This window comes from Actinocorallia herbida, assembly GCF_003751225.1.
GTDB classification, from domain to species: Bacteria; Actinomycetota; Actinomycetes; order Streptosporangiales; family Streptosporangiaceae; genus Actinocorallia; species Actinocorallia herbida.
The window spans coordinates 8,046,314-8,060,466 of sequence record NZ_RJKE01000001.1; the positions used below are offsets into that span (position 1 = coordinate 8,046,314).

General features: G+C 72.4%; 14 protein-coding genes. 4 read left to right on the top strand and 10 right to left on the bottom strand.

The features are described 5' to 3' along the window. The first annotated feature begins 210 nt into the window (after positions 1–210). Positions 211–2,109: a PhoX family protein gene (locus tag EDD29_RS36480; protein ID WP_123668765.1), complete on the top strand. Its 1,899-nt coding sequence runs from the start codon at positions 211–213 to the stop codon at positions 2,107–2,109. 153 nt (positions 2,110–2,262) lie between these two features. Here EDD29_RS36480 and EDD29_RS36485 read toward each other — a convergent pair whose 3' ends face one another. The 7 genes from EDD29_RS36485 to EDD29_RS36515 all read right to left on the bottom strand — a co-directional run bounded on the left by EDD29_RS36485 (position 2,263) and on the right by EDD29_RS36515 (position 9,817). Further along, a complete protein-coding gene (locus EDD29_RS36485) occupies positions 2,263–3,108 on the bottom strand; it encodes a spermidine synthase (protein ID WP_123668766.1) in 846 nt (281 codons plus the stop codon). A 141-nt stretch (positions 3,109–3,249) separates the two neighbouring features. Continuing rightward, a complete protein-coding gene (locus EDD29_RS36490; RefSeq protein ID WP_123670906.1) occupies positions 3,250–3,930 on the bottom strand; it encodes a purine nucleoside phosphorylase YfiH/LACC1 family protein in 681 nt (226 codons plus the stop codon). Positions 3,931–4,131: 201 nt separating this feature from the next. Then, positions 4,132–4,635 (bottom strand): helix-turn-helix transcriptional regulator, encoded by a 504-nt coding sequence (locus tag EDD29_RS36495; protein ID WP_342774463.1) that lies wholly within the window; start codon positions 4,633–4,635, stop codon positions 4,132–4,134. Positions 4,636–4,672: 37 nt separating this feature from the next. Continuing rightward, complete coding sequence (locus EDD29_RS36500; protein WP_211360122.1) at positions 4,673–5,410, bottom strand: ABC transporter ATP-binding protein; 738 nt, start codon at positions 5,408–5,410, stop codon at positions 4,673–4,675. After that, complete coding sequence (locus tag EDD29_RS36505) at positions 5,407–7,308, bottom strand: dipeptide/oligopeptide/nickel ABC transporter permease/ATP-binding protein (protein WP_123668768.1); 1,902 nt, start codon at positions 7,306–7,308, stop codon at positions 5,407–5,409. The genes EDD29_RS36500 and EDD29_RS36505 overlap by 4 nt, the downstream gene beginning before the upstream one ends. Continuing rightward, positions 7,305–8,240 carry an ABC transporter permease gene (locus tag EDD29_RS36510; protein ID WP_246053190.1) on the bottom strand — a complete coding sequence of 312 codons (936 nt, stop codon included), beginning with the start codon at positions 8,238–8,240 and terminating at the stop codon, positions 7,305–7,307. The genes EDD29_RS36505 and EDD29_RS36510 overlap by 4 nt, the downstream gene beginning before the upstream one ends. After that, the gene (locus tag EDD29_RS36515) at positions 8,237–9,817 is read right to left on the bottom strand and encodes an ABC transporter substrate-binding protein (protein WP_123668769.1); all 1,581 of its coding nucleotides are present in this window, start codon (positions 9,815–9,817) and stop codon (positions 8,237–8,239) included. Before EDD29_RS36515 ends, EDD29_RS36510 begins: the two co-directional genes overlap by 4 nt. Positions 9,818–10,127: 310 nt before the next feature. Here EDD29_RS36515 and EDD29_RS47900 point away from each other — a divergent pair, with 310 nt between their 5' ends. Then, positions 10,128–10,475, top strand: coding sequence for a DUF397 domain-containing protein (locus EDD29_RS47900; protein ID WP_281280977.1), 348 nt, complete (start codon positions 10,128–10,130; stop codon positions 10,473–10,475). 312 nt (positions 10,476–10,787) lie between these two features. On the opposite strand, the gene EDD29_RS36525 is transcribed toward EDD29_RS47900, so the two are convergent. The 3 genes from EDD29_RS36525 to EDD29_RS45955 all read right to left on the bottom strand — a co-directional run bounded on the left by EDD29_RS36525 (position 10,788) and on the right by EDD29_RS45955 (position 13,450). Then, positions 10,788–12,383, bottom strand: coding sequence for a helix-turn-helix domain-containing protein (locus EDD29_RS36525; protein WP_123668771.1), 1,596 nt, complete (start codon positions 12,381–12,383; stop codon positions 10,788–10,790). Positions 12,384–12,452: 69 nt separating this feature from the next. Beyond that, positions 12,453–12,629 carry a DUF397 domain-containing protein gene (locus tag EDD29_RS36530; RefSeq protein WP_123668772.1) on the bottom strand — a complete coding sequence of 59 codons (177 nt, stop codon included), beginning with the start codon at positions 12,627–12,629 and terminating at the stop codon, positions 12,453–12,455. Between the two features lie 5 nt (positions 12,630–12,634). Then, entirely contained in the window at positions 12,635–13,450 is an 816-nt protein-coding gene (locus tag EDD29_RS45955; RefSeq protein WP_170201721.1) for a helix-turn-helix domain-containing protein, read from the bottom strand. A gap of 102 nt (positions 13,451–13,552) precedes the next feature. Here EDD29_RS45955 and EDD29_RS45960 point away from each other — a divergent pair, with 102 nt between their 5' ends. After that, positions 13,553–13,990 carry an ATP-binding protein gene (locus EDD29_RS45960; RefSeq protein WP_170201722.1) on the top strand — a complete coding sequence of 146 codons (438 nt, stop codon included), beginning with the start codon at positions 13,553–13,555 and terminating at the stop codon, positions 13,988–13,990. Beyond that, positions 13,984–14,136: a hypothetical protein gene (locus EDD29_RS45965; protein ID WP_170201723.1), complete on the top strand. Its 153-nt coding sequence runs from the start codon at positions 13,984–13,986 to the stop codon at positions 14,134–14,136. Before EDD29_RS45960 ends, EDD29_RS45965 begins: the two co-directional genes overlap by 7 nt. The last annotated feature ends 17 nt before the right edge of the window (positions 14,137–14,153 follow it).

Consider the following 14,153-nt stretch of genomic DNA (forward strand, 5'->3'; position numbering starts at 1 on the left):
GTCCCTGTGACGGATCGGCCGCCGCCTCGCGTTGCAGCGTGGGTATATCCGAAAAGCAAGGATTCGATGGCTTGCTCGGCACTTTGCCCTGAGTTCATCCGGGTTTTCCCTTGGCGTCTTCCGGGCCGTCGAAGCTCGCGGAGCGAACATCCGCACCAGCGTGCACAACGAATGTGCCGTGCACCTAGAGGCAAAAAAAGGAAGTCCCGCATGACCCGCGTCATTGTCGACGTCGACCCGGACGACGTCCCGTCCAACCCTTCGGGCAACCGCCACATCCGCGACGTCCTGTCCCGCAGGGCAGTCATCGTGGGCGGCGGCGTCGTCGCCGCCGCGGGCTTCATGACGACCTCGGCCGCCGCCAAGAGCGGCAAGGGCAAGCCCTCCAAGCCGGGCAAGCCGAAGCCGAAGCTGCTGGGCTTCGAGGCCATCGCGCCGAGCACCGACGACGCCGTGCGCGTCCCGGAGGGCTACTCCGCCCAGGTGATCATCCCCTGGGGCACCCCGATCCACAGCCGTGGCCCGCAGTTCAAGAAGGACGGGTCCAACACCGCCGCCGAGCAGCGCCGGCAGATCGGCGCGCACCACGACGGCATGCACCTGTTCCCGCTGACGGGCTCGTCCGGCCTCCTCGCGCTCAACCACGAGTACATCGACACGACGCTGCACTACACCGACGGCAGCGCGACGATCACTCAGGAGAAGGTCGACAAGGCCACCGCCGGGCACGGCATCAGCGTCGTCAAGCTGGAGCGCGACAAGCGATCCGGCAAGTGGGAGCTGAAGGACTCGCGGTACAACCGCCGCGTCACCACCGACACCCCGGTGGAGTTCTCCGGCCCCGTCCGGGCCTCGCACCCGCTGCTGCGCAGCAACAACGCGCCGAAGGGCACGCTGAACAACTGCTCCAGCGGCTACACCCCGTGGGGCACCTACGTGACCTGCGAGGAGAACTTCAACGGGTACTTCGGCACGGACGAGGCGTTCACCGCCACGACCGAGCAGAAGCGCTACGGCATCACCGCCACGTCCGGCTACAACTGGCACAAGGCCGACGCCCGCTGGGACATCGCCAAGAACCCGAACGAGGCCAACCGGTTCGGCTGGGTCGTCGAGATCGACCCGTTCGACCCCAAGGCCGCCCCGGTGAAGCGCACCGCGCTCGGCCGCGTCAAGCACGAGAGCGCGACGGTCACCGAGTCCAAGGGCCAGGTCGTCGTCTACACCGGTGACGACCAGGACGGCGAGTACGTCTACAAGTTCGTGGGCGACGGCTCGTGGCGCAAGCGCCGGGCCAAGCGCCAGAGCCCGCTCGACCACGGCACCCTGTACGTCGCCAAGTTCAACGACGACGGCTCGGGCGTGTGGCTGCCGCTGGAGTTCGGCAAGGGCGCGCTGACCGCGGCCAACGGCTGGGCGGACCAGGCCGACGTCCTCATCCGGACCCGTTCGGCCGCCGACGCCGTCGGCGCGACCAAGCTGGACCGGCCCGAGTGGGTCGCGGTCAACCCTGACAACAAGGACGTCTACCTGACGCTGACCAACGGCGTCGGCAACGGCGGCACGGTCAACCCGCGCAAGCCCAACCCGTACGGCCACATCCTGCGCTGGCACGAGAAGAACGGCGACAACACCGCGCTGTCCTTCACCTGGGACGTCTTCGTGCTCGCGGGCGACCCGGCCTACGACCCCGCGGTGCAGCTCGGCCCGGACAACATCTTCGGCTCCCCCGACGGCATCGGCTTCGACGCCGACGGCCGCCTGTGGATCCAGACCGACATCTCCAACACGTCCCAGACGCTCGCGTCCAAGGGCTACGACAACATCGGCAACTGCGCGATGCTGGCCGCGGACCCGGAGACCAAGGAGATCAAGCGGTTCCTCACCGTCCCGCGCGGGGCCGAGGTCACCGGCATCACCTTCGCCGCCGACGGCCGCTCCCTCTTCGTCAACGTCCAGCACCCCGGTGAGGCGTCGACGGCCTGGGGCGCGCCCACCCCGGCCAACCCCCGCGCCGTCTCCAACTGGCCCGACTTCGACCCAGCCGGCCGGCCCCGCTCCGCCACCGTCGTCATCACCAAGAACGACGGCGGCAAGATCGGATCCTGACCCCCTGTCCCACGACTTTCCCCAGAAAGACCAGGCGCCCCCTCTCCCATCTGAGGCCTCAGGGAGACGGGGGCGCCGCCCATTTCCCGGGCGCGGCGCTCAGGTGAGGGCGGGCTCCGGTCGCTCAGGAACCGACCGCTTTCCCGGGCGCGATCAAGCGAAGGTGGATTTCGGGGGGTTCGGGGGGATCACCGGGTCGCCGTCGTGGATGGGCGGGTGGCCGGAGGTGAAGCGGGCGAGGTCCGCGGTGTCCATACAGCGGGCGGGGATGGGCTTGCCCGCGCTGATGCGGGTCAGGGCGGCGATGGGGAGGGGCTCGCGGGAGGCGCCGAGGACGAGGTTGCCGTAGCGGCGGCCGCGGAGGGTGCCGGGCTCCGCCATGAGGAGGGTGTGCGGGAAGACCGACTGGAGGGTGGCGGCAAGGCGGCGGGCGAAGGGGAGGCGGCCGCCGTCGGCGACGTTGACGAGGTAGACGCCGTCGTCGCGCAGGACGCGGGCGACGTCGCGGGTGAACTCGGCGGTGGCCAGCGCGAGGGGCATCTCGGCCCCGGAGAAGGCGTCCAGGACGACCAGGTCGTCGGAGGCGTCGGGGAGGGCGGCGAGGCCCGCGCGGCCGTCGCCCACCTTGATCTTGAGGCCGCGGATCTGCTTCACCGGGAAGTTGTCGCGGACGAGCTGGACCAGGGCGCCGTCGAGCTCGAAGACCACCTGCCGGGATCCGGGCCGGGTCGCGGCGACGTAACGGGCGAGGGTGCACCCGGCGCCGCCGATGTGCACGGCGTCCAGCGGCTCGTCCCCCACCCCGAGGTGGTCGACGATGTCGCCGAGCATCCGCATGTACTCGAAATCCAGATGCGTCGGATCGTCCGGGTCCACATACGACTGCGGCACCCCGTCGATGAGGATCACCCAGCCGCCGCGGTCCCCGTCCCGCACCAGCTCGGCCTCCCCCTGCCCGATCGCGTGAACCCCGGCCTCCGGCCTCTCCCCTCGTCTCATCCCACCACCCTAAGCCGCCCCACCCCCACCCCTCCCCGCAGACGCCGGTCCCTCCGGATCTCTCGCCGGTGCCCGGGCCGCTCTGCGGGCCCGGCAAGGGCGAGGGGCGCCGCGAGGACGGGGGCGCGTGGGCAGGCTGGGTCAGGTGAGCCAGATGAAGGTGGCGAAGCGGCCTGTGGTGGTGTCGCGGCGGTAGGAGTAGAGCTCGGGGGTCTCGATGGTGCAGCGGGGGTCGTGGGCGGTGGGGACGCCCAGGTCGGCGAGCTGGGCGGTGAGGGCGGCGCGGAGATCGAGGGCGGGGGTGCCCCAGCTCGTGGTGGAGCGCATGGCCAGGGGGGAGGCGGCGCGCATCTCCTCGGGGACCTCGTAGCAGCGGCCGCAGGCTCCCGGGCCGATGAACGCGGCGAGGTCGTCGGCGCCCGCCTTGCGCATCGCCTCGACCAGGGCCGGGACGACGCCTCCGAGGGTGCCCACGCGGCCCGCGTGAGCGGCGCCGACCCAGCCGTCCCCGGCGACGACGACGCCCGGGCAGTCCGCGCCGAGGGCGGCGAGGGCGAGGCCCGGGGTGTCGGTGAAGACCGCGTCGGTGTCGGGGACGCCTTCGTGCGCGGCGAAGACCCGCTCGACCCGGACCCCGTGGATCTGGCGCATGAAGACCGCGGCCTCGGCGCCGATCTCCGCGACCGTCCTCGCCCGGTTCCTGGCGACGGCACGGGGCGCGTCGCCCACGTTCGTCCCGAGGTTGCGGCTGTCGTAGGGGCCGGTGCTGAATCCGCCGGTGCGATCGGTGACGACCGTCCGCACGCCGTCCGCAAGCTGCATGAGCCACATACTGCCGCACCGCGGCCCCGCCGGCCCACCCGCCCCCACGAGCGTCGCCTGGCCTGCCGGGGCCGTCCGCAGGGGGAGTGCGGCGCGGCCCCGGCGGCGGGTCAGGCGGCTCCGGCCGGGGGGTCTCGGTTCAGAAGCTCTGGTTCCGGGGGTTCGGTGCAGAGGCCCTGGGCGTGCGGGCGCCTTTCCGGTTCAGGCGGCCTGGACGCCCTGCGCGCGCTTGCCCTGGAAGGGGAGGAAACGATCTGGGCGGTGGGGAGAGGCCGGCAGCTCGGTCTGCTCGACGGCGAGGATGCGCTCCATGCGGAAGGCGCGCACGCCGTGCCGCAGGCGGCACCAGCCGACGAGGTACCAATGGTCGCCGTGCACGAGCGTGGTGACGGGCTCGACCTCGCGGTGCGAGACCCGGCGCTTCTCGTCGGCGTAGTGGACGCGCACGACCCGGCGCTCGGTGATCGCCTGGGCGAGGACGCGGGCGCGGCGCGCGGTGTCGGGGTCGAGTGGGGTGAGGAGGGCGGCGAGGTCGGGCCCGCCGCGCTCGGCCAGATGGGCGAGCGCGCGCCGCGCGGTGGCGGCCTGGGGGCCCGCGCCGAGGTGCGCGAGGGACAGCGCGAGTGCGGAGATCTCGTCGGCGGACAGGGTGAGGCGATCCATCTGCGCGGCGTCTTCGAGGCCCGGAAGCGTCATCACGTCCATGCGAACAGTATAGCACGTATGTTCGAACACCGGGCGTTCACTTGAGCCGCGGGACCGCCTCTAGCAGGGCTTTCGTGTACTCGTGCCCCGGTACTTCCGTCACCTGTTCGACGGTCCCGCACTCCACGATCCGCCCCTCGCGCAGCACCGCCACCCGGTCGCACACGTACCTCACGACCGCCAGATCGTGGGAGACGAACAGCACCGAGAGGCCCAGGGCGTCACGCAGGTCCCGGACGAGGTTGAGCACCGCGCCTTGGACCGACGCGTCGAGGGCGGAGGTGATCTCGTCGGCGATGAGCAGGCCCGGCCGGGCGCCCAGCGCGCGGGCGAGCGCGACCCTTTGCCGCTGGCCGCCGGACAGTTCGCGCGGGTAGCGCGCGGCGAGGTCGCCGGAGAGCCCGACGACCTCCAGGAGCCGCCGAGCCTCCGCCGACCGCGCGGCCCGCGAGAGGTCCCGGCCCAGCCCCTCCGCGACCGCCGCGCCGATCCGCATCCGCGGGTCGAGCGACCCGTACGGATCCTGGAAGACCATCTGGGTGCGCGCTCCCCCGCGCACCTCCCCCTCGTAAGGCACGAGCCCCGCCAGCGCCCGTCCGACGGTCGACTTGCCCGACCCCGATTCCCCGACGAGCCCGAGCACCTCCCCCTCCCCGATCGAGAAGGACACCCCGTCGACGGCCGTGAAAGCCCCATAGCGGACACGCAGCCCCTCGACCGTCACCCCGCTCTCCGAAGGCGCCGAGGCGCCTTTCCGCCGCTTCCACGGGCTCATCCCGCGCTCCCCTCCCCGTCCCCGGCGCCTTCTCCAAGACCCTGTGACGCCCCGTGCAGCCCCTCCCCCGATGCCGATCCCTGCACGGGCACCTCCGCGACGAACCCCACGGCGTCCTCCCGCACCGGATGATGGCAAGCCACCCCCTTCACCAACGAAGGCGCCTCCTCAAGGCACACCCCGTCCGCGAACGCGCACCGAGCCGCGAAGGCACACCCCTCCGGCACCTCGGAAGGCACCGGCTGCGCCCCGGGGATCGTCGCGAGCGGAAGACTCCGATCCGTGGACAGGTCGGGGATCGAGGCCACGAGCGCCCGCGTGTACGGATGCCGGGCCTCACGCAGCTCCTCCGCGCCCAGCTCCTCCACGACCCGCCCCGCATACATGACGAGCACCCGGGAGCACCGGCCGGAGACCACCGCGATGTCGTGCGAGATGAGCAGCGCCGCGGTCCCGGACGCGCCCGTGACCTCCTCCAGCAGATCCAGCACCCGCCGCTGCACCGTCGTGTCCAGGGCGGTCGTCGGCTCGTCCGCGACGACCAGCCGCGGGTCCCCCATCAGCCCCATCGCGATGACCGCCCGCTGCCGCATCCCGCCGCTCAGCTCGTGCGGGAACGACGCGGCCCGAGCGCCCGGCACCCCCGTCCGCTCCAGCCGTTCCACCGCCCGTGCGCGGGCCTCCCGGCGCGTCATCCCCAGATGGACGGTCGCCGTCTCGGCGAGCTGTGTCCCCACCCGGAGCGCGGGGTTCAGCGCCGAGAGCGGATCCTGGAAGACCATCGCGAGCTTCGTCCCCAGCTCCTTCCGGGACAGCTCCCCCAGCGGCCTGCCTTCGAGCAGCACCTCCCCGTGCACCCGTCCGGGATAAGGCACCAGTCCGCCTACTGCCAGCGCCGTCAGGCTCTTCCCGCTGCCCGACTCCCCCACGATCCCTACGACCTCCCCGGCCGCCACCGAGAACGAGACCCCTCGCACGGGCGTCACGCCGCCGAAGGAGACGGTCAGATCCCGCACGTCGAGAACGGCTGCGGAAGGCCCGGGCCGGGAAGTCGGCTCAAGGGGAAGTTCGGCCTTCTCCCCGGCTCCGGGCGGTACAGGGGCCCGCGCCGCGGCGCGGGCCAAGGACTCCCCGACAAGGGTGAAGCCGATCCCCGCGACGGCGACGGCCAGCGCAGGACCGGCGATCACCTCCGGGTCGACGTACACGCGGGGAAGAGCGTCGTGCAGGAGCCGGCCCCAGTCGTAGTCGGGAGGCTGGACGCCGAGACCGAGCAGCGAAAGGGTCGCCATCCCGAGCAGCGCGTACCCGAGGGCCGCGGTGACGGACAGGATGAGCGGTTCCGCGATGTTCGGCAGGATGTGCCGGGTGAGCACCCGCACGCGTCCCGTGCCGAGCATCCGGGCCGCGGCGACGTAGTCGGCGGCCTCCACCCCGGCCGCGAGGGTCCGGGTGAGCCTGGCGAGTCCGGGCGCGGAGGCCACCCCGATCCCTACGACCGCGCCCGTCGTCCCGGTCCCGGCGACCAGCGCCGCGAACATCGCGAGCAGCAGCACCGGGATCGCGGTGAGCCCGTTGACGAGCGCGGTCACCAGCCGCGCCGCGCGCGGGCCGAGTATCGAGGGCACCGCCCCGAGGCCGACACCCAGGACCGCGCCGATCGCGGTCGCCAAGGCGGCGAGGAGCACGCTCAACCGGGTCGCGGCGAGGGTCCTGGCGAGCATGTCACGGCCGCCGTCGTCGGTGCCGAGCCAGTGCGCCGCGCCGTGGCCCTCCAGGGTGTGCCGCGGATCGAACCGGACGGCTTCCGCCCCCCACACCCACGGCCCGATCACCGCGAGCACCACGGTGACGCCGACGAGCACGGCCCCGGCGAGCGCGGCGGGCCTGCGGATCATCCTCGGCTCCCCAGGGTCGAGCGCCGGTCGAGCAGGCCGAGCGCGAGGTCGACCGCGAGCAGGACGGTCAGCGAGATGGCCCCGTAGACGAGCACGGCGGCCTGGGCGAGCGCGTAGTCCTTCCCGGCGATGGCCTCGACCGCGGCCCCGCCGAGGCCGGGCCACTGGAAGACGTACTCGATCACGACGGACCCGCCGAGCAGCGACGCGAGGAGGAGTCCCCCGGTCGTCAGGGTGGCGGTGAGGGTGTTGGGCAGCAGATGCCGCAGGTGGATGCGGACGGGCGGGAGCCGCTTCGCGCGGGCCAGCCGCACGTAGTCGGCGCCGAGTTCGCGCAGCGTCTCCGCGCGGACCAGCCGGGCGAGCAGCGCGGTCGGCCCGGCGGCGAGCGCGAGGACGGGCATGACGAACGATTCCGGCCCGTCCTTGCCCGCGACGGGCAGCCAGCCGAGCGTCACCCCGAACACCGCGACCATGGCGACCGCCAGCAGGAACTCCGGCACCACCGAGAGCGCCCCGGTCGCCGCGGTGAAGGCCAGGTCGGTGCCGCGGCCCCTGCCGTTCTCGGTGCGGGCCGCCGCCCACATGCCGAGCGGCACCGCGACGGCCAAGGCCAGCAGCATCGTGACCGCGACGAGCTGGACGGTCGCGGGCAGCCGGTCGGCGATCACCTCGGCGGCGGGCCGCCGCGACAGGAACGACTCGCCCAGATCGCCGCGGAAGATCCCGCCGGCATAGGAGGTGAATTGGTCGAGCAGCGGCCGGTCGAGCCCCAGTTCCGTCCGGCGCCGCTCGACCGTCTCTGGAGGCGCGGTCGGGCCGAGGGCGGCGCGCACCGGGTCGCCCGGGATGAGGTGGAGCATGGCGAAGGACGCCACGACCACCCCGCCCAGGGAGAGGGCGAACCGGAGAACGCGCCGCCCCCACCTCACGGCGCCAGCATCCTGATGGACGTCGGGCGCACGATCCCGCCGATCACCTGGACCTCGGCGTTCTTCGCCGCGACCAGCTGGGTCGGCAGCACGACCGGGACGACGTCGGCGTTCTTCACCAGCGCGGCCTGCGCGGCGATCCAGCCGTCGCAGCCCGCGGCCCCGACGGTCTTCGCGGCGTCACCCGAGAGCCGGACGTATTCGGCGTTGTCCAGATGCGCGAAGTTGGCGCCGCCCTTGTCGGGCGCGGCCCCGGACAGGTAGCCGCCGAGCTGCGTCGGCAGGCTCAGGCCGAGCGGCACCCACGCCATGTCCCAGTCGCCGTTCTTGAACAGCGAGTCGGAGTAGGCCGCGTCGGCGCTCCCGACGAGCTTCGTGTCGACGCCGAGGTCCTTCCACTTCTGCGCGACGAACTCCAGCCCCGCCTGGACCGACGGCCCCGCCGAGGTCTGGTAGGCGATGCGCAGGGTCAGCTTCTTCCCGTCCTTCGCGCGGACCCCGTCGGATCCGGCCTTCCACCCGGCCGCGTCCAGCGCGCTCGCGGCGGCCGCGGCGTCGAACGCGGGCAGGTTCCCGGTGACGGCGTCGCCCCGGCAGGGGTCGGGCGCGAGGGAGGTCAGGTGGGTGGCCGCGACCCCGTTTCCGCCGGACGCGATCGTGCGGAGCTCGTCGAGGCTCAGGGCCTGCACGAGGGCCTTGCGCACCTCCGGCGCGGCGGCCGGCCGGTCGTCGCCCTGGTGGAAGAAGAACTCGCCGATCCCGTCGGGCGCGCTGCCCGTCTTGATGCCGGGCAGCGCCGCGACGCGCTCGCGATCGGGCCCGGTGAACTGGCCCGCGGTGAGCCCCCCGGAGGTGAGGAGGTTCGCGGCCGTCGACTCGTCCTTGACGACCTTCAGCACGACCGTGTCGGGCATTCCCGCGACGATCCCGGCGCCGCCCGCCCCCCACGCGTAGTCCTTGCGCACCTGGAACGTGTAGTGGTCGCCGGACACCGCCTCGGTGAGCCGATACGGCCCCGACCCTGACGTCCCGGCCTGGAGCACGCTCCGGTCGGCGAGCCCCTTCCCGCACACGACCGACACGGCGGTCATCGACTCCAGCAGGAACGGATTCGGCTCCTTCGTGGCGAGCGTGACGGTTCCGGCGGCTTCGTCCGCGGTGGCCGTCATCCCCGCCGGAATGAGCACCCCGAGCAGCACCGCCTTGTTGGCCGGATCACTGAGGTAGTTCATCGAGTCCGCGACGGTCTTGGCCGTCACGGCCGACCCGTCCGCGCAGGTGACGCCCTTCCGCAGCGTGAACACCACCTGGTTCGCCGACGGCTCCCACCGCTCCGCGATGCCCGACACGATCCGCCCTTCGGCATCGGAATGCACCAGCGGGTCGTACGCGAACCCGAGCGTCGTGTTGGTGACGCCCAACGCCGCACTCGCCGGCTCCAGCGCACCCGGATCCGCCGACAACGCGAACGTGAACGTCCCTCCACTCACCACCTCGGGCGCGCCCTCGGAGTCATCGGACCCACACGCGGCCGCGGCGAGCGCCACCGCCACCACAACACCCAGAACCTTCTTCACGGAGTCTCCTTTGGGGGGATGAGGAGATCAACAAGGTTCCCGAACCCCGCCACCAACAGTCATCGTCGAATCAAACAAGCCGCCCACCCCCACTTGTAGATCCGCACAGCAGCCCCGGACACGCGAGGCGGTACGGGGTCACCGGAGCGCGGCGCGGCGGCTCACGCGGCGGCGCGCCGGGCGCGGCCCCGGCCGCCGAGACGGGCAAGGAGGCTCGGCCGCCGAGGACCGGCGTCCTGCCGAGAGCGGCAGCCGGGCCGGTGGTCGGCGGTGCCGAGCGGCGTCGGCGCAGAGGAGGGCACTACACGCCGTGGCGCGGGCGCGACGGCCTCGCGGGCGGGCGGCGCCGGCTCGGCGCGGACGGACCGGCGGAACGCGCGCGACCGGGCGGCCAGGGCCGGGCAGGGCGCGAGGCCAACGAGGACGACCCCCCGGATTCCTGGTTACGTGGCCGGATGTCCCGCCAACTCGTCCTCACGCGGATGGATCCGCCACCGCGAAACTGCACGCGAACCTCCGCGCCGTGGTCGCCGTCCGCGACAGCGAGAACGTCGAAGGCCCCGCCCTCACCTTCGCCCGCGCCGCCTGGCAGGACCTCACCTCCGAACTCGCCCACCGAGCCTGCCCCGAAGACCCGACGGCCCCGTGCCTCACCTGATGGGCGGGGCCGTTGCTCGTTTCGTCAGGTCGCCGTGGTCGGGCGGAGGATGTCGGTGGGGGCGTCCGGCCAGAGGCGGTGGTCGGTGGGGGTGATGCCGGGGGCCAGGGCGGAGACGGCCAGGTCGGCGGCGTGGTTGTGGCCCAGGAGGGTGCGGGGTCCAGGGCAGTGGTGGTTGTGACCGCGAAGGGGGTGTTTTCCGGGTTCCAGTGGGTGGGGCGGCGGTGGGCACGCAGAGCATGTGGTCGGCGAGAGCGGGGAGGCGGCCGGTGGCGGCGAGGTTCTCGGCGGCCCGGCGTGCTGCCCTGAACGTCAGGCTTCGTCTGGGGTTCGGGGCGGGGAGGGTCGAGCGTACAGGCGGAGTTGGAGCATGGTGGCGAGGCGGGCGTTGGGGTCGGTGAGGTCCAGGGAGGAGATTTCGGTGAGGCGGCGGAGGCGGTAGCGGAAGGTGTTGGGGTGGACTCGGACCGCGGCGGCGGCTTCGTTGACGTTGCCGAAGGCGTCGAGGTAGGCGGCGAGGGTGGCGCAGAGGTCCGTGTTGTGTTCTCGGTCGTGTTCCAGGAGGCGGCGGTAGGGGCCGGTGGGGGGCTGGTCCTGCTGGGCGGCCAGGTCGGCCAGCTGGAGCAGGAGGGAGTCGAAGTGGACGTCCCGGAAGTGGACGGCCTTGCCGGTGGTGCCGCGTTCGCGGAGGACGCGGAGGGCTCGGTCGGCGTCGTCTCGGGAGCGGGTGATGTCGGCCAGGGAGCGGGCCAGGCGGCCGATGCCGATGTTGGCGGGGTGGCGGGCGCCTACGCGCGCCAGGAAGTCCTCGGCCACCTGGACGGCTCGGGATTGGCCGCCCGGGAGGGGGAGGACGGCGTAGGCGACGTTGCCCACCAGGGCCGCGGCGGCGCGGGGGTGGATGGCGCCCACGTGGAGGGCGAGGGCGTCGCAGAAGCGCTGGCGTTCGCTTTCGGCGCGGGCGCTGAGGGTCTCGCCCGCGGCGGTGAGCTGGGCGGCCAGGACGCAGACGCGGTTCGTGGCGAGGTCCAGGCGGGCGGCGGCCTCCGCGGCCTGTTCGCCGCGGGTGAGGACCGTGGTGAGGAGTTCGGCGCGGAGTCTGCGCTGGACGTCGGAGCCGGCCCGGCGGCGCAGCAGGTGCAGGGCGACGATCTTGGCGGCGTCGGCGAAGGCCGCCGCGCGTTGGGCGGTGAGGGGCTCGCGGACGGCGGCCCACATCGAGCCGAGGATCTCGTCGCCCGCGCGGACGGCGACGGCCGCGCGCGGCAGCATGCCGGGGACGTCGAGGTGGACGGGTTCGTAGCTCTGGTAGAGCGTCCGGAAGAACCCCATCTCCTCATAAAGGCGGATAAATCGCTCCGGGACTCGTCGGCCGAGGATGGTCTCGACCCGGAACTCGTCCGCCTCTTCCTGCCGACCGGAATACGCGAGGACGCGGGACGACCGGTCCTCGATCGTCACCGGGGCGTCGAGGAGGGCGCAGACCGCGTTGGCGACCGCGAAGAGATCGGCCTCGCTCTCGTCTCCCCCGGTCTCCCCCTCGCCGAGCAGCGACCGCACCAGCGCGGCGATCTGCGCCCACGAGGCGGCCCTGGTCAGACCGAGCAGCGCCACCCCGGTCTCGGCGACGGCCTGGCGCAGCTCCTCGCCGGGCGGCGCCGCGGCCTTCACCATGAGCCCCGCCGCGCCGCAGCGGGCCAGCTCCGCGAGCAGCGCCGCGACGGGCTCCTCGGCGGACCCGTCGAGCCCCACACCGAGCACGAGGGCGCCGGGCGCGAGTCCGGGCTCACCCTCCAGCGGGTCGTGGATGTGCACCCCGCTCACCTCGCCGCCGCCCTCGGGGAGCACGGCGAAGCCCACGACCGTCGACCCCAGATCCTCCAGCAGTCGTTTCACACCGGACCCCATGGGGCAACCGTAAGGCCCGCCTCTTTCAGCCGTGTATCCCGGCAGCGGAAAACCGGCCGACCCCGCCGGCTACTCCACCTTCAGAGCCGCGATGAAGACGCGATACGCCACCGGACCGAAGGACAGCACCCCACCCTCCGGATCCTTACTGTCCCGGAAGTGCCGGGCCTGCTCACCGAACGCGGCCTCGACGCAGTCGGTGTGCGCCCCTTCGCTGTAGGAGGACTTGAAGAACGCCAGTTCCATATCGATCAGAACCCTTCCGCTACCGAGCTCAACAGCAACCGCGAATCATCACGATTCAGGGCTTCTTCACCTGTCTGTCGGAATCGCAGCTCAAAGTGTCGCACCTCATCGGGCCGACTCGTGAGGCGACCGCCGCCCGTGCTCTCGCTGTAGGCGTGACGCCGCCCCTTCACCTGCATGATCTTGAAAGAAGACGTCACTCCGGGATGCCATCCGACGCTGAACGGAACGACCCGGATCGAGAAGTTGGGCAGGCGCGACAGCTCGACCAGCCGCCCGAGCTGGCCGATCATGACCTCCCGGCCGCCCACGACGCGACGGAGCGCCGCCTCGTCGAGGAGGACGAAGACCAACGGCGGATCAGGTCGGGCAAGGATCCGCTGGCGCTCGATCCGCTCCGCGAGCCCCTGGTCGAGGCTCGCGGGCCCCGTCGCCTTCAACATGACGGCCCGCGCGTAGTCCTCGGTCTGGAGAAGACCCGGCAGCATCCCAAGCTGCGCGAGGAACAACTCCTCAGCCTTCGCCTCCAGGGGCAAGTGCTCCGCGTACCAATCCTCCTCGGAACGCTCTCTCACCGCCCGCACCAGCCGCAGGAAGTGACCGGGGAGCCCCCACAGTTCGTCGGCGGCCTTCGCGTGCCCCTCTTGGAGATTGAACCTCGGGTCCGCTCTCTCGATCCCGGAGACGTACTGCTTTACAGCACCGATTCTGTCTCCGAGATCGGTCTGCGAGAGGTCGTTCCGTTCTCGGAAGTAGCGCAGGTCATGGGCTATACGCTCGCGAATCGATCTTTCCGGATCGATGTCCGCACGCTGCGTCACCGGAACTCCAGAGTAAAGAGAGTAAAGATTTTACGCGCCGATGCTAGCCGCGCGGGGCTAGACCTGTCCTCGACATCGGCAACCTGGATGAAGGACGGCGACATGGCCGCGATGGAAAGGCAGTTCCCCTCTCGGAGGTCCCCGCGGAGGTCGCCGCTCGCGCTGCCGGACGGGTCCGGGCCGCGGGCGGCGCGTGCCCATGCCGCGTCCCTCGCGCGCGAGTTCGGGGTGCCCGAAGACGCCCGGATCGCTCTCGGCCTGGTGGTGAGCGAGTTGTGCACCAACGCCCATCTCCACGCTCGCGGTCCGGGGATGCCCCACCCGACCTGCTCGATACGCATGGGCGTCGGCCGATGCGTCCTGGAGGTGTGGGACCACCTGCCCTGGCAGGACCTTCGCGCGACGGCGGAGGCCGCCGGGTCCCCCGACGGCGCGGAGAGCGGCCGCGGTCTCACGATCGTCACCGCGCTCGCCGAGAGCTGGGGTGTCCGCCCCTCGGCCCGCGGCGGCAAGGTCGTCTGGGCGGTGCTCGCGTGGTGAACGCCTTCTACGCCGCCGTCACCGGCACCCCCTGGGGTCTTGCCGGATTCGCCGCCCTCGCCACCACCGCGCTCGGCGTCCTCGCCGCGCTCGGCACCATCGTCTACGAGGACTTCCAGCCCAAGGGCCGCCATCACCGCGCCTGACGGCGGGCGCGGCGGAC